Source organism: Ferrimonas lipolytica (assembly GCF_012295575.1).
Classification (GTDB): domain Bacteria; phylum Pseudomonadota; class Gammaproteobacteria; order Enterobacterales; family Shewanellaceae; genus Ferrimonas; species Ferrimonas lipolytica.
The window spans coordinates 3994532-4014410 of the sequence record NZ_CP051180.1 but is presented as its reverse complement, the minus strand read 5'-3'; the positions used below and the strand labels follow the sequence as shown (position 1 = coordinate 4014410).

Below are 19879 nucleotides of genomic sequence, written 5' to 3'. Positions count from 1 at the left end.
GGATAACAATTATGGCTACTTTTTCCCAACTTCGTCCCTTTGCAAAGATTCGTCAGATTGATTGGCAACGCCGCATAAAAGCGATGCTGCTACCGCTCATCGGCATTACTGTTTTTCTCTTACTGTGGGCGGCCGGGGCAACCCAAATCAAAACTTCGCTGGGCACCTTTCCTGGGCCGGTACAAGTGGCTCAGCAGAGCGTGAACTTAATTAACGAGCACCACGCGGAACGGGAAAAAGAGACGGCATTTTATCAGCGCCAACAGCAGCGTAACGCCGAACGGGTTAAGGTCGATCCCAGCTACGTGGCCAAAACTCGAGCCTACACCGGTAAAGAGACCTTTCTTGATCAAATCGGCACCAGTCTAATTACGGTAATGAGTGGCTTTGCGCTGGCGGCATTGATTGCCATTCCACTGGGGATCACCATTGGCCTCAGCAAATCGTTACATCAAGCGCTTAACCCCATCATTCAGGTATTCAAACCAGTATCGCCACTGGCGTGGCTGCCGCTGATCACCATGGTGGTATCAGCGCTGTACGTTAGTCCAGACCCGATACTGGCCAAATCCTTTGTGAACTCACTGCTCACTGTGACCCTCTGTTGTCTATGGCCGATGGTAATCAATACTGCCGTAGGGGTCAGTAGTATCAATTCAGATTGGGTTAACGTCTCTAAGGTGTTACGGCTGTCGCCACTCAAGCACGTACAGAAGATCGTCTTACCAGCATCAATCCCTGCCATCTTTACCGGCATGCGCCTCTCCCTTGGGGTTGCGTGGATGGTATTGATTGCAGCCGAAATGCTGGCGCAGAACCCCGGCTTGGGCAAATTTGTCTGGGACGAGTTTCAAAACGGCAGCTCCAGTAGCCTTAGCCGCATTATGACGGCGGTCATTGTAATTGGCCTGATTGGTTACCTGCTCGATCGCTCTATGTTGCAACTGCAGCGGCTAAGCAGCTGGGATAAAAGCAGTGCGCAGGTGTAACCACCTTCACTCAGTTAATGGAGTAATAGCATGAGTTGTCACTTAGATATCAGCCATATTGATGTAGTATTTCCAACCCCGAAAGGTCCCTTTACCGCAGTGCAGAATGTCGATCTACAGATCCAACAAGGGGAATTCATCTCGTTAATTGGCCATTCTGGTTGTGGTAAATCCACGGTTTTAAATGTGGTTGCAGGGCTAAACCAAGCCCATAAAGGTGGGGTAATTCTCAACGGTAAAGAGGTCAATGCTCCGGGGCCAGAGCGCGCAGTGGTGTTCCAAAACCACAGCTTATTGCCGTGGCTCAGCGCCTATCAGAATGTTGAGCTCGCGGTAAAACAGGTGTTTGGCCATAAATCGAAGATGGAACAGAAGGAATGGATTGAGCACAACCTTAATTTGGTTCATATGAACCATGCGATGGACAAGCGCCCAGACGAAATCTCCGGCGGTATGAAGCAGCGAGTTGGGATCGCCCGAGCGTTAGCGATGAAGCCCGAAGTGCTGTTATTAGACGAGCCCTTCGGCGCCTTGGATGCACTCACTCGAGCCCACCTGCAAGACTCGTTGATGGAGATCCACGCCGATCTTGGCACCACCGTTATTATGATCACCCATGATGTGGACGAAGCAGTATTGCTGTCCGATCGCGTGGTGATGATGAGCAACGGCCCTGCCGCCAGCATTGGTGAGATCCTCAGCATCGATCTGCCCCGTCCTCGTAACCGGGTTGAGATGGCCAATGATCAACGCTACAGCCAATACCGCTCAGCCATTCTCAGCTTCTTGTACGAGAAGCAGCGTAAGATCGAACCGCTGTCAGCCAAGCAGACCAAACCAAACCAAGTCGCTGTAGCCTAACCACTAAGTAGTGTCGGCACGCTGATAAGCTGCAGGAGATATTGGGCTTGTCCCAGGCGTAGTTTGAGCAAGGCGCTAGCGGCGTGAGCTTGGCTCAAACCTGCTAGCCGAGCACCTATTACTTGGCTGTGTCATCGTTCGCTGTTGAAGTTTATCTTAAGCCTTCGGCTTCACCGATTTCGGTGCATTTAGGGGACAATGTCGCGATAGCGACGGCCCCCAAAGGGGGGCTCCGTATAGGTCGCAATTCCAAACGCTTCGCTGGACTGCTCCAAGCGGCAGAAGATTAATAGCGTTAGTGCTTTACCCTTTGTATCGCGACTCGCCTAGCCAGTGCTTTAACTGGTAGTAGAAAGAACAACACTTGATTGCTACACAGCCTATTACTTGCGTACAAACAGCGCCACGGCACAATCGATCATCTCCGCTACGTGGCTGCTGTCGGCATAAACTCCATCATTCACCAATCGAGCAATACCGTGCATTGTGCCCCAAGTGACTTGCGCTAATCGCAGTGGATCTTGATCGGCAGGCAATAACCCTTGCTGCTGCCACTGCTTGGTCATTCCCAATTGCTGTTGAAAGCATGGATAGGCCACCTGTCGCAGCTCATCATTTTGATGTTCACTGTGCCAAATAGTGCCACCAAACATCAGCTCATACATCTGTGGCGACTTGGTCGCAAAGGCGATGTAATCTCTGAAAAACGATCGAAATCGTTGCTGAGGCGAGATGGTTTCATCGGCAAATAACACCTGAGCTTGCTTGGTGCGCAACCGAAACCCTTCGGCGGCGATGGCACACAATAGCGTCTGTTTATCTTTAAAATGATGGTATGGCGCAGTGCGCGATACCCCAACCCGCTCGGCCAACTTTCGTAACGACAAGCCATCGATCCCCTCCTCTGCCACCATGGCGCTGGCGGCATCAAGTAGCGTTTGGTGTAGATCACCATGATGATAATTATTGGAACTGCTCAAACTGGCCATGATCCTTTTCGAAGCTGACGTTGTACTGATTGCAGTTACGCTACCAATGGATCTTGACACTGTCAAAATAACCACCTAACTTGACACTGTCTAGATTGACTAAATATTCGACTTAGGGAGACGTCACCATGGCTGCCAACGGCAACTACCCCACTTTGCTAGCACCGCTAGATTTAGGCTTCACTACCTTGAAGAACCGTGTGTTGATGGGCTCAATGCACACCGGCCTTGAAGAGGCACCCAACGGCCATGAACGGATGGCCGCCTATTTCGGCGAACGCGCCAAAGGGGGGGTAGGCCTCATCGTTACTGGCGGCATCGGCCCTAATAAAGAGGGTGCAACCCACGCAAAGACCAACGGTTTAGTGACCGATGAAGACGTGGCTGGGCATCGAATCATTACCGATGAGGTGCACAAACACGATGGTAAGATCGCGCTGCAGATCCTCCACACTGGGCGTTATGCCTATAACCCAAATCAAGTGGCACCGTCGGCGATCCAAGCGCCTATAAATCCATATGTGCCGAACCCACTGGATGAAGCAGGAATTGAAAAGCAGATTAATGATTTCGTATTTACCGCTAAACGCGCGCAAGATGCGGGCTACGATGGCGTTGAAATCATGGGCTCTGAGGGTTACTTCATTAACCAGTTTATCGCTAAACGCACTAACCAGCGCGATGATGATTGGGGTGGTGAGTATGAAAACCGCATCCGTTTACCTATCGCTATTGTGCGCCGTGTGCGCCAAGCTGTCGGTGAAAATTTCATTATTATCTATCGTTTATCGATGTTGGATTTGGTCGAAGGCGGTTCCGTCGCTGACGAGATAATCCAGCTTGGGTTAGAGATCGAAAAAGCCGGTGCCACCATTATCAATACCGGCATTGGCTGGCACGAAGCGCAGATCCCAACCATTGCAACTAAGGTGCCTCGCGCCGCCTTTACTTGGGTAACCGCCAAGTTCCGTAAAGCACTAAATCTACCCGTGATCACCTCGAATCGTATTAATACCCCAGAGGTAGCTGAACAGGTGTTAGCTCGTGGTGACGCCGATATGGTGTCGATGGCTCGTCCATTCTTGGCGGACCCTGAGTTCGTAAACAAAGCAGCTGAAGGCCGCAGTGATGAGATCAACACCTGCATCGGTTGTAATCAGGCCTGTCTCGATCATGTGTTCAACATGAAGATGACCAGCTGCTTGGTCAATCCGCGCGCCTGTCATGAAACCGAATTTGTTATCCAGCCAACCACAACGCCGAAACAGATTGCGATTATTGGTGCTGGCCCTGCTGGATTAGCAGCAGCAACAACTGCGGCAAGCCGTGGTCATAAGGTCACTCTGTTTGAGCAGGCCGATGAGATCGGCGGTCAATTTAATATCGCGAAGCAGATCCCCGGCAAAGAGGAGTTTTATGAAACTCTGCGTTACTACCAACGCCAATGTGAGATCCATGGGGTTGCTGTGGAGCTCGGCGCAACTGTCTCTGCGGAACAACTTAATCAAAGTGATTTTGATGAAGTGGTTATTGCCACCGGCATCAGCCCTCGTACCCCGCCAATTGATGGCATTGAGCACCCCAAAGTGCTGAGTTACCTCGATGTACTGCGTGATAAAGTTGAAGTAGGTAGCAGTGTGGCTGTGGTTGGTGCCGGTGGTATCGGTTTTGATGTGTCCGAGTACCTTGCCCACAACGGCGTATCCGCAAGCCAAGATATCCCTAAGTTTATGGCCAGCTGGGGCGTTGATATGACCTTCACTCACCGTGGTGGTATTGAAGATATGAAGCCACAGATGGCCCCAAGCAAACGTCAGATCTTCCTGTTGCAACGCAAAGACAGTCGAGTAGGTTCTGGGTTGGGTAAAACCACCGGTTGGGCTCATCGTAAAGAGCTGCTGATGAAAGGCGTGAAGATGATTAAAGGCGTGAGCTACGACAAGGTTGATGATGCCGGTTTGCACATTACCGTTGATGGCGAACAACAACTGTTACCGGTAGATAACGTCATCATCTGTGCTGGTCAGGAACCGCTGCGTACACTGGTGGATGGCTTGAACAAACCACATCACCTTATTGGTGGTGCTGATGTTGCCTCTGAGCTGGATGCCAAGCGCGCCATCGCCCAAGGCACTAAGGTCGCGGCAGCATTGTAAACCGCTACTAGTTTCGCTTTGAGCTAAAAACAAAAAGGCCCCGAATGGGGCCTTTTTCTTTACCTAAGTTAACGGGCAGTTACTCCTAGCAGGGATGGCTCATATCGCTATAAGCCGGCAGCACAACTGGCCTGCTGCCTTAACCCGTCAACTTAATAGCTGAGCTTACTCAGCAGCTTCCACTAAGTGGTACTTATCAATGCCTTGATCATCGCCAACTGAGTGACAAACGGCACAACTCTCGGCAGCTTCAATGGTGTTGTCATTCTCACCATCAAAGAAACCACCCATGCTTTGCATGTGAGATACCGCGGCGCCATCAGAGTGACACGCCTGACAATTAGCAGAGACTGGCGATTTACCAACACCGGCTTTGGTCTTCATGGTGAATGCAGGTACTGCCGCCAAATCGATTCCATCTTGGTGACATGCAACACAGTTAGCGCCATTTAGCTTTTCAGCAGATGGAGATTCACCAATGGCTGTTTCATAAGCGGCACGCTCTGCAGCTTTATCGCCGAAGTGGAAATCGTGAATCATCGGGCCAAAGCCTGCGGATACACCACGAGTCATGCTGCTGTTGTGACAAGCAATACAACCAAGTCCACCCTCTTCCACGCCACCGTAATGCGCATGATCCTTTGATGCTACAGAATCAACATCACTGCCATCCCAGCTCTGGAAAATACCTTCAATAGGCGTGTGTGAGTTGTGACAAGTAGTACAAGAAGTATCAGACATCACATTGCGAACTTCATGAGTATTCGCTTGCAATGGTACATTTTTGCCGTCACTTAATGGATCTTCTAGATATAAGCGAACAGAGCCGGCTACCTCATAATTGTCACCAGATAACAGCGCCTGAGGCTCTGGAGCTGGCCAACAGATATCCATCACATTACTGCTAGGGAAGGTAACAGTCTTAGGATAGGTAGAGCCCTTGTAATCCACCAAAGCGCGGTTTACAAATTGCATCTCTACGTTGTCGTAAGTATGCAGGTAAGTGCTCAAGTTCAGGAAGCCGTTTACACCATCAGATGAACCGTCACCGTACAACGCTTCTAAATCAATGGTTTCAGCTGCAGTAACGGTATTACAGGTTTCGCCAGCCGAGGTATAAGTTATCTCTGCAGTAATGGCATTTTGCTCCATTAACGCTAGGCGATCTTCAATTTTGCTGTGTGCTAAGCGCCAATCAATGTCGCTCGATTGAACCATCGCTAGATCAGAACCGTGACAATCAACACAGCCGCGATCGGTATTATTGATTGGGGTGGTGTGACAGCTGGAACAGTTGGTAACATCAAATGCTGAAGTAAATTTCTGGTGATTCAAGTGGCCCAGCATCTGCATTGAGTTTGATGCGTACCCAGGTCCTACTTTGTTGTTATCTTCATCTTTTACACCAGCAACACTGTTGTGACAGACCATACAACCAGCAACAAAGTCAACTTCACCATCAATGTCGTAAGCGACATATTTAGCGTGTCTTGCATCTGTCGTTGCGTAATCAACGTGACAAGCAAAACAATTTTCAGTAGCGGTGGTATGGATATCATCAGGCTTGTTGATGATGATGTACTGAGATGCAGCGATATTGTCGCCACCACCTACTTGTAAGCGGATCAACGCTTCGGTATCTGCCGTAACCGATGCCAATGGTGCAACCAACAGGTAGTTACCGTCATCGGTCATGGTCAAAGTGGCGCCTTCAGTGGCTTCATCACCACCAACAGAGACTACACCACCAACGCTGCCATCTGGGTGGCGTTGAACGCCATCTTCTGTTTTTTCGGCAACATAGACTGAGGCTGTTTCTAGGCCATTGATCAAGGCATCTTCATCATCAGTCAGTTCAAACTCAATGGTGATGCTGCCGTCTTCGATTAGATTAGAAATAAATTTGAGGTTGGTAACCTCTGAAGTCTCAGTAACTGGTGTATATGACTCACCTGGGGTTCCCGGTGTACCCGGCGCTCCCGGTGCTCCATCTTCACCATCATCACCGTCACTACACCCAGTAATTAGCACAGCACTACTGAGTGCCAGCGCCAATAATGACTTGTTAAATCGTTTCATCTCATATCCTTTTTATATCTGCATCTGCAGTTATCCAACGATATGAGAAAATACCCATTTAGTGTAGGTGAATATGTAATCGCGTTATTAAATCGTGATACTTACAGACAGATAAGAAATTCGAAATTTCATAATCAGTAATAGGAAATTTCACTATCTGCAACAGGCAAGAATTAGTAGTTAAATATCAGTCACTTAAGGCTTTATAGATAAGTGATAGTAATTGCCCTCGTACTTGATCATCGTAACGACGTAGATTCGACTGTCGCTCTAATAATTTGAACTGAGGGGGCTCTTGATGTTGGTGCAACCGCATCATCTCCTCTGTTGGAATAAGCCCAATTTTCAGCCCCGGTAGCCGCTCAACAAACTTAGCAAGGTATGCAGTACCACAGAACGATAGGGTGTTTTTAGTTAGCAGCTTGGCATACCAATCATCGCTATTCCCCACCGCTGAAATAGCTTTAAATGGCAGTTCATTATTTCTAAAATACGCCTCAAGCGGATCAATATGGTCATTAAAACCAACTAGAATTTGGTAAACAAAAGGATACTCAGCCAACATCTCTAGCTTAAATTCATCCATTTGATGCCATATTGGGTGATGCTGATGGCCTACTAAGCTAATCCCTACCGGCATATCAATCGAAGTCGAAGTAACCCGTGTTGAATCTGATAGTTCTAATGATATCCCAAAATCCAGCTCACCTTGCAGTAAGGCACTAAGCGATTCGCCATTCCAAACACGGATCTCGATTCGTTCGGAAAGCTCCCTAAACTCAGGTTGGTGGAGTGTTTTTGCTAATAACGGTAAAAACAATGGCACAACCGCCAATACAATCGGCCGGCGCTCGTAAAGGTCATCATCAGCCACTTCTGCCATCTTATTGAAGCCTTCAACCAAGCTATCGACAAAGGCATAGAGGCGCTCCGCTTTCGGAGTGGGTAATAAACCATTGTGGCTGCGATAAAACAGCTCATCACTAAAATGCGCCCGCATCGCTGTTAAACAGCGGCTCACCTTTGGCGCAGAAACATTAAGACTCTTAGCTGTGGTCGCTGCCTGTCGTGTTTCATAGATACTTTTAAAAACCTGTAAGCTAAAGAAATCTAAGTCTTTAAACGTATCCACTAAACCCACCACCAATTGACGTTATTGTTTTGCCACAGTAATTGGCAGTTTTCATTAGCACAATGGCTTTGAAGTGAATTCTTGATGTGGGCAAGGTTATTTTGCAGGGTAAGTGAACAACAGAGTAACAATGCTCACTAATGACTCATGATTTGTGTATTTTTAGCGCACAACAATAAAATTTAGGTACAAAAAAGCACCGCCCTAGGGCGGTGCTTTTATTTGAAGCTAAACGAACTTACTCAGCTGCTACGATAGCGATCTTAGCAGTGGCAGTTACGTCGCTGTGCAGACCGATAACGATCTCGTAGTCACCAGTGTTGCGCAGAGCGCCTTCTGGTAGACGTACTTCAGCTTTAGTTACTTCAACGCCAGCAGCAGTCAGTGCATCAGCGATGTCACGAGTACCAACAGAGCCGAACAACTTGCCTTCATCGCCAGACTTGGAAGCGATAGAAACGCCTTCCAGAGCAGCGATTTTCTCAGCACGAGCTTCAGCAGCTTTCAGGGCATCAGCCATGTTAGCTTCTAGCTCAGCGCGACGAGCTTCAAATACTTCCAAGTTTGCAGCGTTAGCTACAACTGCTTTGCCTTGTGGCAGCAGGAAGTTACGTGCGTAACCAGATTTTACGGTTACTTTGTCACCCAAGTTGCCCAATTTAGCAACTTTGTCTAACAGAATTACGTCCATTACCTTTCCTCTACTTAAAGTTTATACAGACCGCAGGGATTAACCTTGCAGATCGGTGTAAGGCAGCAGAGCCAGGTAACGAGCACGCTTAATAGCGCGAGCCAGCTGACGCTGGTACTTTGCGCTGGTGCCAGTAATACGGCTCGGTACAATTTTACCACTCTCAGTAACGTAGTTCTTCAGAGTAGCGATGTCTTTGTAGTCAATCTCAGTAACACCTTCAGCGGTGAAACGGCAGAATTTACGACGACGAAAATAACGTGCCATGTGGGCAGTCTCCTAGCAAATCGATTCAATCGAGTCAGCGTGTAATACCAAACGGCTTTGACCATTACGGCCTTGTTGCCAAGCGAGAAACCCGCTTACTTTGATACTACTTCCCAACTCTAGATAACTCAGTAAGGATTGTGTTCCTTCGCCACTGAGCACAACCTGAATCTTGCAATACACCGGTCTTTTCAAACCTGCTTCTTGTTGCATTGAGCGATGCTCTAACAAAAAGAAACTGTGGGGTACGCCATTGATTCCGGTTACGGTCTTTGGGGCTCGCGACACATGGCCACTAAGCTCCAGGCGATTGGAGTTCACGAAATCCGATTACTCAGCAGCAGGTGCAGCTGGACGCTCAGAACGTTCACGACGCTCGCCACGTTCAGCGCGCTCAGCACGCTCTTCCTTGGCTTTCGCCATAGGAGAAGGCTCAGTTACAGCGTTCTTAGTACGAAGTACCATAGAACGGATAACTGCGTCGTTGAAACGGAAGTTGTTTTCCAGTTCAGCTACGGCTTCAGCAGTTGCTTCGGTGTTAACCAAAACGTAGTGTGCTTTGTGCAGCTTTTCGATAGGGTAAGCCAGTTGGCGACGGCCCCAATCTTCCAGACGGTGGATTTTACCGCCGTCCTTTTCGATGGTGGCAGTGTAACGCTCAACCATGCCAGGTACTTGCTCACTCTGATCAGGGTGAACCATAAATACGATTTCGTAATGACGCATCGTATCGCTCCTTACGGTTAGTTAGCTTCAAATGGCTCGGCCGGGCCTATGAAGCAAGGAACAAAAAGGGTTTTGGCCGATTAGCCGGCGCATTGTAGTGGAAAGCACCACTGAACACAACTTATCCGTTGACCATCAATTAAACCAACAAGCGGTGCTTACCTCTTCCCATCTAGGCCCAGCTTGGGCAAACTGTCCTGCACCTATTTTGCTCACTGGGGAAGGCCATGCGCGCACTGTTTTATTCCGCTTTATTCTTGTCCGCTCCAGCGATGGCATTGGTGCCACCAAACTACAGCGATCCGGAGAAGAATCTCAGCTCTGAGATTGAGTTGGGAATGCAATACACCAGCGGCAACAGCGATACCTCCAACTTTAACAGCCGCGTTAAAGCGATTTACGATGGCGATGCCGCCCGCCATGAGTGGGGCGTTTGGGGTTACTTTGCTTCAGATGAGGATGAAACCTCCGCCGAGCAATATCAGTTTCAGTACCAGCTTGATTACAAATTAGCGGGCTCGGAGTACATCTATGGTCGTGGCGACCTAAAGTGGGACCGCTTCGGTTCATATACCCGTAAACATACCTTTTCATCGGGATACGGTTGGACCCCCTATGAAACCAAGGACAGTGAACTGATCCTTGAGGTCGGTCTCGGTTATCGTTATAACAAAGTGAGCGTTAGCGAAGAATCCGATGACGACTTGAACAAAAAAGATGAAGCGATCTTCCGTACCGCAGCTAAGTGGGAACATAAGTTGCAGGAATACACCACCTTCACCGCCGATGCGACCATTGAAACCGGTGACGTTAATACCGTTGCAGATCTGAAGTTGGCTTATCGAAATCAGTTCTGGGCTGACTTGGCGCTCAAGTTTGGAGTAGACATCACCTACACCGATAAGGTGCCGGAAGACAGCGAGAAGACCGATGTGATCTCCACGGTTAACCTAATCTACAGCTTCTAAAACACCGATTGAACCAACAAAAACGCCACCTATTGCTAGGTGGCGTTTTTCGTTTAGCTACAGGCTCGAGTGTTAGTCAGCAGAACGCTGTCGCACCGCTTCAAACAGGCTGATGCCGGTGGCAACTGACACATTCAGACTCGATACTTCACCAGCCATCGGAATGCTGATCAGATCGTCACAGACTTCACGAGTTAGACGACGTAAGCCCTTGCCTTCTGCTCCCATGGCGATAGCCAATGGCCCAGTCAGCTTGCTTTGATACAGGGTATGGGTTGCTTCGCCAGCAGCGCCAACAATCCACACGCCACGTTCTTGCAGGTGACGTAAGGTACGAGCTAGGTTAGTAACCTGAAACAGTGGTACCGCTTCCGCTGCACCCACCGCGACCTTACGTACGATTGGCCCCAAACCAGCGGAGCGATCGCGAGGAACAATCACCCCGTGGACACCGGCCGCATCCGCACTGCGGATACAGGCACCGAGATTGTGTGGATCGGTTACTCCATCAAGCACCAGCAAAAACGGTACATCAGTTCGGTCGAGCAGCTCATCGAGCTCATTCTCACCTTTCACTGGCTCAGCTACGCAGCGAGCCAAAACGCCTTGGTGTTGAGTCGACTCCGACTTTTCATCCAATACTTTTCGGCTGGTAACCTGTGGTTTGAGGCCAAATTGCGTTGCCAATGTAGTAATGCTGGTTAGGCGTTCATCTTCACGCCCTTTCAGCAACCACAGCTCTTTAACGCGCTCAGGTTGACGCTGCAGCAGTGCTTCTACTGCATGCAGGCCAAATACCATTTCATGTTTCATTCGCTTTTGGTCCGTTTGTTCTTACTGCCGCCGCGGGCCTTATCGCCACCGCTGCGACCAGATTTCTTATTGCGTGAAGGCTTCTTCTCGTCTTTAGGGGCATCTTTACCACTGCGTAAGTTGCCTTTAGCCGCAGCGCCCGATTTGGCTTTGCTGCTGCTGGTGCGTTTGCTGCCGCCACTGCGACGCTTGGCTTTTGGCTTCGGTGCATCTGCATCGAATAGAGCAAGATCGATCTGGCGATCATCTAACTTGACTGCCATCACCTTAACCTGCACTTCATCGCCAAGGCGGTAGCGTTTACCACTGCTCTCACCAACCAGCGCTTGGCGCAGTGGATCAAAGTTGTAGTAGTCATTAGCCAAGCTTGAGATGTGCACTAAGCCATCGATGTGGTAGCTCTTCAAACGAACAAATAAACCAAAGCTGGTGACGCCACTAACAACCGCTTCAAAGTCATCACCAACGTGGTCGAGCATAAACTCACACTTCAACCAGTCGGATACGTCACGGCTGGCATCGTCAGCGCGGCGCTCGGTCATTGAGGTGTGTTCACCTAGTTCGGCCAATGGGCCTTCGGCATAGCCAAAACCACCGTCAGTCAGCAACTGCTGTAAAGGTAACTCCGGGTTCTGCTCTTTGGCGCTTAAATAGCGGATAACTCGGTGTAATACCAGGTCAGGGTAACGACGAATTGGCGAGGTAAAGTGGGCGTAACTGTCCAACGCCAAACCAAAGTGACCAATGTTGTCAGCGCTGTATACAGCCTGCTTCATCGAACGCAATACCATGGTTTGGATAAGCTCTGCATCACCACGTTCGCGGGTGTTGAGCAACAACTCTTGAACATCCAATGGTGACGGCTCAGTACCGCCTTTAAGCTCCAAGCCTTGCTGCTTCAGGAAGTCGCGTAAAGTTAGCAATTTCTGCTCACTTGGGCCTTCATGAATACGGTACAGCACATCACCGTGATGCTTCTTCACGAACTTGCCGGCAGCAACGTTGGCTAAGATCATGCACTCTTCAATCATCTTGTGGGCAACGTTACGGCTGCGCGGCACAATCTTCTCGATACGACGTTCTTCGTTGAAGATAAACTGGGTTTCTTCGCTTTCCAGCACCAGTGCACCACGTTGTTGACGCGCACTATCGAGTGTTTGATACAACTGGTGTAGCTCATGCAGGTGTGGCAATACTTCAGCGTATTCGGCACATAAGTCGCCATCACCATCCAACATCTTCGCTACCTTGGTGTAGGTTAAGCGCGCGTGGGAGTGCATTACTGCTGGGTAGAATTTGTAACCTGACAGTTTACCGGCTGCAGAGACGGTCATCTCGGCCACCATACAGAGGCGATCCACGTGTGGGTTCAATGAACACAAACCATTGGATAGCTTCTCTGGCAGCATCGGGATCACCTGTGCAGGGAAGTACACAGAGTTACCGCGAGCAAGGCCCTCTTTATCGAGCTCCATGCCTGGGCGTACGTAGTGACTTACGTCAGCAATGGCAACATACAAGCGCCAGCCACCGCTTTTCTTCGCTTCAGCGTAAACCGCGTCATCAAAATCGCGCGCGTCTTCACCGTCGATGGTGACCAACGGTAAGTTACGCAGATCGCGGCGACCTTGCTTATCTTCTTCAGTTACTTCGTCGGCGATTTTAGCTGTTTCGGCCAATAACGCTTCGGAGAATACATGGGGAAGATCATGGCTACGCAGTGCCATCTCGATCTCCATACCCGGTTGCATCTCGTTACCCAGAACTTCATCAACACGACCAATGCCGTGGGTATGATGCGCAGGACGCTTAACCAGTTCAGCAACCACAACCTGACCTTCACGAGCGCCATTACGACCCTCTTCTGGGATTAGGATGTCTTGCGACAGACGGCTGTCATCTGGAACGACGTAGCCGATGCCTTCATCTAGGAAGTAGCGACCAACAATCATCGGGTTGCGAGGTTCAACTACGCGAACAATGCGAGCGCTCTTACGACCACGGCGATCGCCTTCGTCAATCTGTGCCATCACTTTGTCGCCGTGCAGGACGGAGAACATCGCCTTTTCCGGCAGGTACAGATCGTCGCTGCCATCTTCCGGGCGGAAGAAGCCAAAACCATCGCGGTGGCCCAATACGGTGCCGGTGATAAGGTTCATGCGCTCAGGCAGGCCGTAACGGCCTTTACGGGTATAAACAATCTGACCATCGCGCTCCATCGCACGTAAGCGACGGCTCAAAGCGATAAACTGATCGCCTTCTAGATCAAAATGAGCAGCAAGCTCTTCGCGAGCCACTGGCGCATTCTGTTGTTGCATAAAAGCGAGAATAAATTCTCTGCTCGCTATCGGGTTGGCGTACTTTTCCGCCTCCCGATTAAAATTGGGATCGTGACTCATTAGTCTACCAAGTGGATGGGAAATCACTGGAAAGTATAACGGAATTAGTTATACGAGGCTGAATTAGTTGCACTGGCGTCGCTAAATCTAGCTTCACCAGACAATATTAGAGGGTTATGGCGTCTATTTTACCGTTAGCGCCGTAATACGCTGCGTCTGGTTTGTTTGCGAACACTCGGTGGCAGTTGTTGCGCTAACTTGCTCATTAGTGCTTGGGCTTGGCGTCGTTGAGGCTCATCGCTAAACACCGCATGGTGCAGCCATTGGTACACGTCGCTATAATCCCAAGCGCTGCCATAACCTTGGCCGTAATAATCGGCAACGGAAAGCAGTGCACGCTGATGCCCCATAGAAGCCGCGATGTGTAGCATTCTTAAGCCGTAGGCTTGGTCCGTTACTACAAATCGGCCTTCCATATGGTAACGCCCAATCTGCTCAATGGCATCAGACAACCCCTGTCCTGCCGCCATCTGCAAAAACTCCCAGCCTTGCTCAACATTTTTGGGAGTACAAACACCGTACAGCTGCATATCAGCCCACAGCATTTGATAGGCAGGTACCTTCAATACCGAAGCGCGCGCTTCAATATCTTGCAGCAACTGGCACTCGTCACGCCGAACCTGTTGCAGGTGCGTATTATTACGAAGCATCGTTAACAACGATTCTTGGCTATAAATATCAACCGCTTTAAGCGATTCCGCCGCCTGTGTTGACGTTGATAACAACAGCGCAGCAACAAGTAATTTTAGGTTCATACAAAGGGTATCGACCCCCTTTATAAAAACTTTAACGGGGCCATAAGGCCCCGTTAATTTTGTCGCGATTTACTTAAAAACGATTAAGCAAATGGGTGACGTAGAATCATGGTCTCGTTACGGTCTGGACCGGTAGAGATGATGTCTACTGGCACTTCCAGCAACTCTTCGATGCGCGCAATGTAATCCAGTGCTGCCTGTGGCAGTTGGTCACGAGCGGTTGCGCCAAAGGTGTTGTCGCTCCAACCAGGCATAGATTCGTACACTGGCACTGCGGCTTCGTAGCCTTCAGCGTCCATCGGCGGTACGGTAACAAGTTCGCCGTTTGGCATCTGGTAGCCGGTACAGATCTTCAACTCTTCCAAGCCGTCCAATACGTCTAGTTTGGTTAAGCAGAAGCCGGTAATACCATTAATTTGGACAGCACGGCGCATCGCAACCGCATCGAACCAACCGGTACGACGCTTACGGCCGGTAGTTGCACCAAACTCGTGGCCTTTAACGCCCAAGTGGTTACCCACTTCGTCATCAAGCTCAGTAGGGAATGGACCGCCGCCAACACGAGTGGTGTAGGCTTTAACGATACCCAAGACGTAATCGATGTGGCTTGGGCCAAAACCGGAACCGGTCGATACGCCACCAGCGGTGGTATTCGACGAGGTTACATATGGGTAGGTACCGTGGTCGATATCAAGCAAGGTGCCTTGAGCGCCTTCAAACATGATAGCTTGACCGGCCTTGCGAGCTTGATCCAAGGTATCGGTTACATCAACGATCATTGGGCATAGCATCTTCGCTAGCTCTAACGATTCCGCCAACACTTCATCATAATCGACAGCATCGGCTTTGAAGTATTCGGTCAACATGAAGTTGTGGTACGCCAGTACCTCTTTCAACTTAGCCGCAAAACGAACTGGATCGAGTAGGTCGCCAACACGCAATGCACGGCGAGCTACTTTATCTTCGTACGCTGGGCCAATACCACGACCGGTAGTACCAATAGCTTGGTTACCACGAGCACGTTCACGCGCTTGGTCAATCGCAATATGATACGGCAGGATCAGAGGACAAGCTTCAGAGATCATCAAACGCTCTTCCACCGGAACGCCGCGCTCTTTGAGCATGGTCAGTTCGGTTTTTAACGCTTGAGGAGAAAGAACAACGCCATTGCCGATAAGGCATTTAACGTTTTCGCGCAGGATACCTGACGGTATTAAGTGCAGTACGGTCTTATCGCCGTCTATCACTAGAGTATGGCCGGCGTTGTGGCCGCCCTGGTATCGAACTACATAGTTTGCTTGGTCGGTAAGTAGATCAACGATCTTACCTTTACCTTCGTCGCCCCATTGAGTTCCCAGAACTACGACATTTTTACCCATTTGATGTTCACACTTTCCGGTTAAAAAAGGATTCTACCAGAATCCGATCAAAAACAAATCACTGTGACGAAGAAAAAATCCACAGCAAGACTAAACCAGAACTGACTAGACAGCCACCGATTCGCCGCAGTGATTGAGGATGCTGTTTTGCCAGTTGAATAACCATTCGCTGCCATTGTTTAGGAAATAGCATTGGGCCTAGACCCTCGATCAATAGTACCCCGGCAAAAATCATCATTGCTGTTTGCATCGAAAACCTCATACGCACAAATTTCAGCAACAAAAAAGCCCGGGCTAAGCCGGGCTTTGCTGCGGAATTATCCACTATTTTAGATTTTTGCTCTTCATGTATTGGAAGAACTCTGAATCCGGTGAAACGACCAATACATCTTCTTTGCTAGCAAAGGAGGTACGGTACGCATCAAGTGAACGCAGTAGGCTGTAGAACTCAGGGTTCTGACCATAGGCGTTAGCGTAGATCTCAGCGGCATCGGCATCACCTTTACCACGTAAAGTACGCGACTCACGCTCAGCTTCTGCCAATGTAAGGGTTACCAAGGCATCTGCACCAGCACGCATTACTTCAGCTTTCTCTTGGCCGTCAGCACGGTGTGAACGAGCTACCGCTTCACGCTGAGCGCGCATACGGTTGTAGATGAACTCACTCACTTCACGAGGTAAGTTAATCTGCTTAACACGAACATCGACTACGGTAATACCAAGCTCTTCAGCGTCGTCTTGGGTACCTTCCATCGCTGCACGTTGCAGCTCATCACGACTACCAGAAACGATGTCGCGGATGGTACGGCTACCGAACTCACTACGCAGGCCGTTGTTGATCTTTGATTGCAACAACGACTCAGCAATAAGCTGGTTACCCTGCTGGGTCGCCAAGTAGTACTGACCAAAATCAGTAATACGCCACTTAACAAAAGAGTCAACGATTACGTCTTTCTGCTCAGAGGTTACAAAGCGATCCGCTGGTGCATCCAAGGTCAAGATACGTGCATTCAAACGCGTAACTTGGTCAAAGAATGGGACTTTAAAGTGCAAGCCTGGCTCGTACACCAAGGTTTGCTCTGCAGCGTCTTTGCCAATTTTACCAAAACGCTTAACGATAGCGCGCTCGCCTTCATCAACCACAAAGATCGATGAAAAGCCCAAAATGGCGGCAATAAATAGGATGACTAAGATCCGAACATTCATGGCTTAGTTTCTCCCCTGACGACCGCTAACGCGGTTATTTATTGGTTCACTGGTAGTAGAACGAATGGCACGGTTCTGACTGCTCGGCGCGTTCTGCATCGGTTGTACTGATGCTGGCGACTGGCCTTGAATAATCTTATCCAACGGCAGGTAGAACATAGAACCACCATCGTTTTCAACCATCACCTTAGAGGTGTTGCTGTAAACCTGTTCCATGGTCTCAAGGTAGAGGCGCTCACGAGTTACCACTGGGGCAGCTTCGTATTGAGGCAGCAACTGATTAAAGCGAGCCACTTCACCTTCCGCTTCAAGAACCATACGTTGGCGGTACGCATCAGCTTCTTTCAACATACGCTCAGCTTGACCACGGGCTTGTGGTTCAACCTGACGGCTGTAGGCAGTCGCTTCTTGTACGTAACGCTCTTCATCTTCACGGGCAGCGATAGCATCATCAAATGCTGGCTTCACTTCCTCTGGTGGACGCGCTTCTTTAAAGGCGACATCAACCACACGGATACCCATGTCATACGGAGCAATAATGCCGTCCAGCTCTTCCCAGGTATCTTGACGAACCTGTTCACGACCAACCGTTAGGATATTATCCATGGTGGTGTGACCAACAACGTAGCGCAACGCACTGTCGAGGGCTTCACTTAGGGTTTGATCCGGATCAGTAACGTTAAACAGGTACTTGCGCGGATCTTCGATGCGGTACTGCACCTCCATCTGCACGGTTACCACGTTTTCGTCTTTGGTCAGCATTAAACCAGACGCATTCAAGCGATTTACTCGCTGAATGTTAACTGGGTAAACCTTGTCAACGAACGTCGGACGCAGCCCCAAACCGGGACCTACGACGCTATGGAATTGGCCAAAACGCAGAACCACACCACGTTCGGCTTCCTCAATCTTGTACAAGCCAGAAAGGCCGTACACGATAAGGGCACCAACCAACACCAAAACCACACCAATTCCGCTGAAGTTGCCACCACCGCCGAAACGGTTAGAGAACTTGCGGAATACTTCGTCCAGATCAGGTGGTCCCTGATCCTTTCCGCCCCGGTTTCCCCAGGGGTCTTTGCCTTGATTGCCAGGCTCATTCCAGGCCATTAACACTGCTCCATCAATTGGAAAGGTAGTATGTTGTAACTCTAGCTAATCTATCAGCCAATTACATTTGGATAAAGTCGGCCAATCGTCCTTCGGACGCTTTCATCAGCCTTTGCCAATCGCGTTCCGGCATTTTTATCCGCAGGACGCTTTGGCCTTGTTCGTCGTAATCCAGAGATTGTACGGCGTTCAGCTCGTGTAAGTTTGCTACCCAACGGCTATCTGACGCCGGAATAACCAAATCATGCTCGGCAATCTCTTGCCCCAGTAGCTCAGACAACGCCTGAAACAATAGTTCAATGCCGTTGTCTGCTTGAGCACTAAGCCAAACTCGCGTTGGTACGCCCTCTTCATTACGATCAATTCGAGCGACAGCGTCGTCGAGTTGATCAATTTTGTTGTAAACCAGCAACGACGGGATCTCATCCGCTTCGATCTCGGTCAGTACTTCATGTACTGAACTGATGTTCTCTGCAGAGCGATCGTCAGCACAGTCAACAACATGTAGCAATAGATCTGCTTCCCGCGTTTCGGTAAGCGTGCCTTTAAAGGCTGCCACTAAATCGTGTGGAAGGTGGCGAATAAAACCAACGGTATCGGCCAAAATCGCAGGGCCGACCTGTTCGACTTCAATTCGACGGAGGGTTGGGTCCAAGGTAGCAAATAGCTGATCCTCGGCGTACACCCCTGCCGCAGTAATACGGTTAAACAACGTAGACTTGCCGGCGTTGGTATAACCAACCAGTGATACCGTCGGTACCTCACGCCGCTGTCGGGCTCGACGCCCCTGCTCACGTTGCTTGGCGACCTTATCCAGCCGCTTCAAAATGGTCTTGATTCGTTCTCGTAACAAACGACGATCGGTTTCAAGCTGGGTTTCACCTGGGCCACGTAGACCAATGCCGCCTTTTTGGCGCTCTAGGTGGGTCCAACCTCGAATCAATCGGGTTGATATATAACGCAATTGCGCCAATTCAACCTGTAATTTACCTTCGTGGGTACGCGCACGTTGAGCAAAGATATCAAGGATCAAACCGGTGCGATCGAGAACTCGACACTGGCAAATGGTCTCAATATTACGCTCTTGAGCGGGACTTAATGAATGGTTAAAGATAACGATATCAGCTTCTTGAGCCGCTACAAAATGAGCAATCTCTTCTGCTTTACCGGTACCACAAAAATATTTTGGATGGGGACTGGCGCGCCGTCCTGTGATTACCCCACAGGAAGTAACCCCGGCGGAGCTGGCTAATAGGCGCAACTCCTCGAGATCTTCTCGTTCACCTTCGCGACTAAAGTCGATGTGAACCAGTACAGCGCGTTCGCCTGCTTCGTACCTCTCAAACAAGCAGACTTACT

19 protein-coding genes are annotated in these 19879 nt (G+C 49.6%); 4 read left to right on the top strand and 15 right to left on the bottom strand.

Features of this window, described 5'->3' with window-relative positions:
• The first annotated feature begins 11 nt into the window (after positions 1-11).
• Positions 12-989 (top strand): ABC transporter permease, encoded by a 978-nt coding sequence (locus HER31_RS18245; RefSeq protein WP_168662851.1) that lies wholly within the window; start codon positions 12-14, stop codon positions 987-989.
• A gap of 30 nt (positions 990-1019) precedes the next feature.
• Complete coding sequence (locus HER31_RS18240) at positions 1020-1850, top strand: ABC transporter ATP-binding protein (RefSeq protein WP_168662849.1); 831 nt, start codon at positions 1020-1022, stop codon at positions 1848-1850.
• 383 nt (positions 1851-2233) lie between these two features.
• Here the strand turns inward: HER31_RS18240 and HER31_RS18235 are convergent, their stop codons facing one another.
• A complete protein-coding gene (locus tag HER31_RS18235; protein ID WP_202983576.1) occupies positions 2234-2839 on the bottom strand; it encodes a TetR/AcrR family transcriptional regulator in 606 nt (201 codons plus the stop codon).
• A gap of 128 nt (positions 2840-2967) precedes the next feature.
• Between HER31_RS18235 and HER31_RS18230 the strand changes: the two genes are divergently transcribed.
• Positions 2968-4995, top strand: coding sequence for an NADPH-dependent 2,4-dienoyl-CoA reductase (locus tag HER31_RS18230; RefSeq protein ID WP_168662847.1), 2028 nt, complete (start codon positions 2968-2970; stop codon positions 4993-4995).
• Positions 4996-5160: 165 nt separating this feature from the next.
• On the opposite strand, the gene HER31_RS18225 is transcribed toward HER31_RS18230, so the two are convergent.
• From HER31_RS18225 to rpsF, 6 genes are all read right to left on the bottom strand, one after another.
• Complete coding sequence (locus HER31_RS18225) at positions 5161-7074, bottom strand: multiheme c-type cytochrome (RefSeq protein ID WP_168662845.1); 1914 nt, start codon at positions 7072-7074, stop codon at positions 5161-5163.
• A 187-nt stretch (positions 7075-7261) separates the two neighbouring features.
• A complete protein-coding gene (locus tag HER31_RS18220) occupies positions 7262-8206 on the bottom strand; it encodes a LysR family transcriptional regulator (protein ID WP_168662843.1) in 945 nt (314 codons plus the stop codon).
• 238 nt (positions 8207-8444) lie between these two features.
• The gene (gene rplI, locus HER31_RS18215) at positions 8445-8897 is read right to left on the bottom strand and encodes a 50S ribosomal protein L9 (RefSeq protein ID WP_168662841.1); all 453 of its coding nucleotides are present in this window, start codon (positions 8895-8897) and stop codon (positions 8445-8447) included.
• A gap of 39 nt (positions 8898-8936) precedes the next feature.
• Positions 8937-9164 carry a 30S ribosomal protein S18 gene (gene rpsR / locus HER31_RS18210; protein ID WP_013344048.1) on the bottom strand — a complete coding sequence of 76 codons (228 nt, stop codon included), beginning with the start codon at positions 9162-9164 and terminating at the stop codon, positions 8937-8939.
• Between the two features lie 12 nt (positions 9165-9176).
• Positions 9177-9485 carry a primosomal replication protein N gene (gene priB / locus HER31_RS19025; RefSeq protein ID WP_168662839.1) on the bottom strand — a complete coding sequence of 103 codons (309 nt, stop codon included), beginning with the start codon at positions 9483-9485 and terminating at the stop codon, positions 9177-9179.
• 9 nt (positions 9486-9494) lie between these two features.
• On the bottom strand, positions 9495-9890 hold the full coding sequence (gene rpsF / locus HER31_RS18200) for a 30S ribosomal protein S6 (RefSeq protein ID WP_168662837.1): 396 nt from the start codon (positions 9888-9890) through the stop codon (positions 9495-9497).
• A gap of 227 nt (positions 9891-10117) precedes the next feature.
• Here rpsF and HER31_RS18195 point away from each other — a divergent pair, with 227 nt between their 5' ends.
• Positions 10118-10858 (top strand): DUF481 domain-containing protein, encoded by a 741-nt coding sequence (locus HER31_RS18195; protein WP_168662834.1) that lies wholly within the window; start codon positions 10118-10120, stop codon positions 10856-10858.
• Between the two features lie 72 nt (positions 10859-10930).
• Here HER31_RS18195 and rlmB read toward each other — a convergent pair whose 3' ends face one another.
• From rlmB to hflX, 8 genes are all read right to left on the bottom strand, one after another.
• A complete protein-coding gene (gene rlmB, locus HER31_RS18190) occupies positions 10931-11671 on the bottom strand; it encodes a 23S rRNA (guanosine(2251)-2'-O)-methyltransferase RlmB (RefSeq protein WP_168662832.1) in 741 nt (246 codons plus the stop codon).
• Entirely contained in the window at positions 11668-14070 is a 2403-nt protein-coding gene (rnr, locus tag HER31_RS18185) for a ribonuclease R (protein WP_168662830.1), read from the bottom strand. The genes rlmB and rnr overlap by 4 nt, the downstream gene beginning before the upstream one ends.
• A 134-nt stretch (positions 14071-14204) precedes the next feature.
• Positions 14205-14825: a tetratricopeptide repeat protein gene (locus HER31_RS18180; RefSeq protein WP_168662828.1), complete on the bottom strand. Its 621-nt coding sequence runs from the start codon at positions 14823-14825 to the stop codon at positions 14205-14207.
• Positions 14826-14908: 83 nt separating this feature from the next.
• Complete coding sequence (locus HER31_RS18175; protein WP_168662826.1) at positions 14909-16204, bottom strand: adenylosuccinate synthase; 1296 nt, start codon at positions 16202-16204, stop codon at positions 14909-14911.
• Between the two features lie 58 nt (positions 16205-16262).
• Positions 16263-16439: a DUF2065 domain-containing protein gene (locus tag HER31_RS18170; RefSeq protein WP_338030624.1), complete on the bottom strand. Its 177-nt coding sequence runs from the start codon at positions 16437-16439 to the stop codon at positions 16263-16265.
• An 89-nt stretch (positions 16440-16528) separates the two neighbouring features.
• Positions 16529-17410 carry a protease modulator HflC gene (gene hflC / locus HER31_RS18165; RefSeq protein WP_168662821.1) on the bottom strand — a complete coding sequence of 294 codons (882 nt, stop codon included), beginning with the start codon at positions 17408-17410 and terminating at the stop codon, positions 16529-16531.
• A gap of 3 nt (positions 17411-17413) precedes the next feature.
• A complete protein-coding gene (gene hflK / locus HER31_RS18160) occupies positions 17414-18520 on the bottom strand; it encodes an FtsH protease activity modulator HflK (RefSeq protein ID WP_168662820.1) in 1107 nt (368 codons plus the stop codon).
• Positions 18521-18581: 61 nt separating this feature from the next.
• Complete coding sequence (gene hflX / locus HER31_RS18155; protein WP_168662818.1) at positions 18582-19868, bottom strand: ribosome rescue GTPase HflX; 1287 nt, start codon at positions 19866-19868, stop codon at positions 18582-18584.
• Positions 19869-19879 lie beyond the last annotated feature (11 nt).

What these genes read in the sequence shown, in the direction of transcription:
- HER31_RS18245 (WP_168662851.1), top strand. Translation starts at nt 12, where the DNA reads ATGGCTACTTTTTCCCAACTTCGTCCCTTTGCAAAGATTCGTCAGATT.
- HER31_RS18240 (WP_168662849.1), top strand. Translation starts at nt 1,020, where the DNA reads ATGAGTTGTCACTTAGATATCAGCCATATTGATGTAGTATTTCCAACC.
- HER31_RS18235 (WP_202983576.1), bottom strand. Translation starts at nt 2,839, where the DNA reads ATGGCCAGTTTGAGCAGTTCCAATAATTATCATCATGGTGATCTACAC.
- HER31_RS18230 (WP_168662847.1), top strand. Translation starts at nt 2,968, where the DNA reads ATGGCTGCCAACGGCAACTACCCCACTTTGCTAGCACCGCTAGATTTA.
- HER31_RS18225 (WP_168662845.1), bottom strand. Translation starts at nt 7,074, where the DNA reads ATGAAACGATTTAACAAGTCATTATTGGCGCTGGCACTCAGTAGTGCT.
- rplI (WP_168662841.1), bottom strand. Translation starts at nt 8,897, where the DNA reads ATGGACGTAATTCTGTTAGACAAAGTTGCTAAATTGGGCAACTTGGGT.
- rpsR (WP_013344048.1), bottom strand. Translation starts at nt 9,164, where the DNA reads ATGGCACGTTATTTTCGTCGTCGTAAATTCTGCCGTTTCACCGCTGAA.
- rpsF (WP_168662837.1), bottom strand. Translation starts at nt 9,890, where the DNA reads ATGCGTCATTACGAAATCGTATTTATGGTTCACCCTGATCAGAGTGAG.
- HER31_RS18195 (WP_168662834.1), top strand. Translation starts at nt 10,118, where the DNA reads ATGCGCGCACTGTTTTATTCCGCTTTATTCTTGTCCGCTCCAGCGATG.
- rlmB (WP_168662832.1), bottom strand. Translation starts at nt 11,671, where the DNA reads ATGAAACATGAAATGGTATTTGGCCTGCATGCAGTAGAAGCACTGCTG.
- rnr (WP_168662830.1), bottom strand. Translation starts at nt 14,070, where the DNA reads ATGAGTCACGATCCCAATTTTAATCGGGAGGCGGAAAAGTACGCCAAC.
- HER31_RS18180 (WP_168662828.1), bottom strand. Translation starts at nt 14,825, where the DNA reads ATGAACCTAAAATTACTTGTTGCTGCGCTGTTGTTATCAACGTCAACA.
- HER31_RS18175 (WP_168662826.1), bottom strand. Translation starts at nt 16,204, where the DNA reads ATGGGTAAAAATGTCGTAGTTCTGGGAACTCAATGGGGCGACGAAGGT.
- HER31_RS18170 (WP_338030624.1), bottom strand. Translation starts at nt 16,439, where the DNA reads ATGATTTTTGCCGGGGTACTATTGATCGAGGGTCTAGGCCCAATGCTA.
- hflC (WP_168662821.1), bottom strand. Translation starts at nt 17,410, where the DNA reads ATGAATGTTCGGATCTTAGTCATCCTATTTATTGCCGCCATTTTGGGC.
- hflK (WP_168662820.1), bottom strand. Translation starts at nt 18,520, where the DNA reads ATGGCCTGGAATGAGCCTGGCAATCAAGGCAAAGACCCCTGGGGAAAC.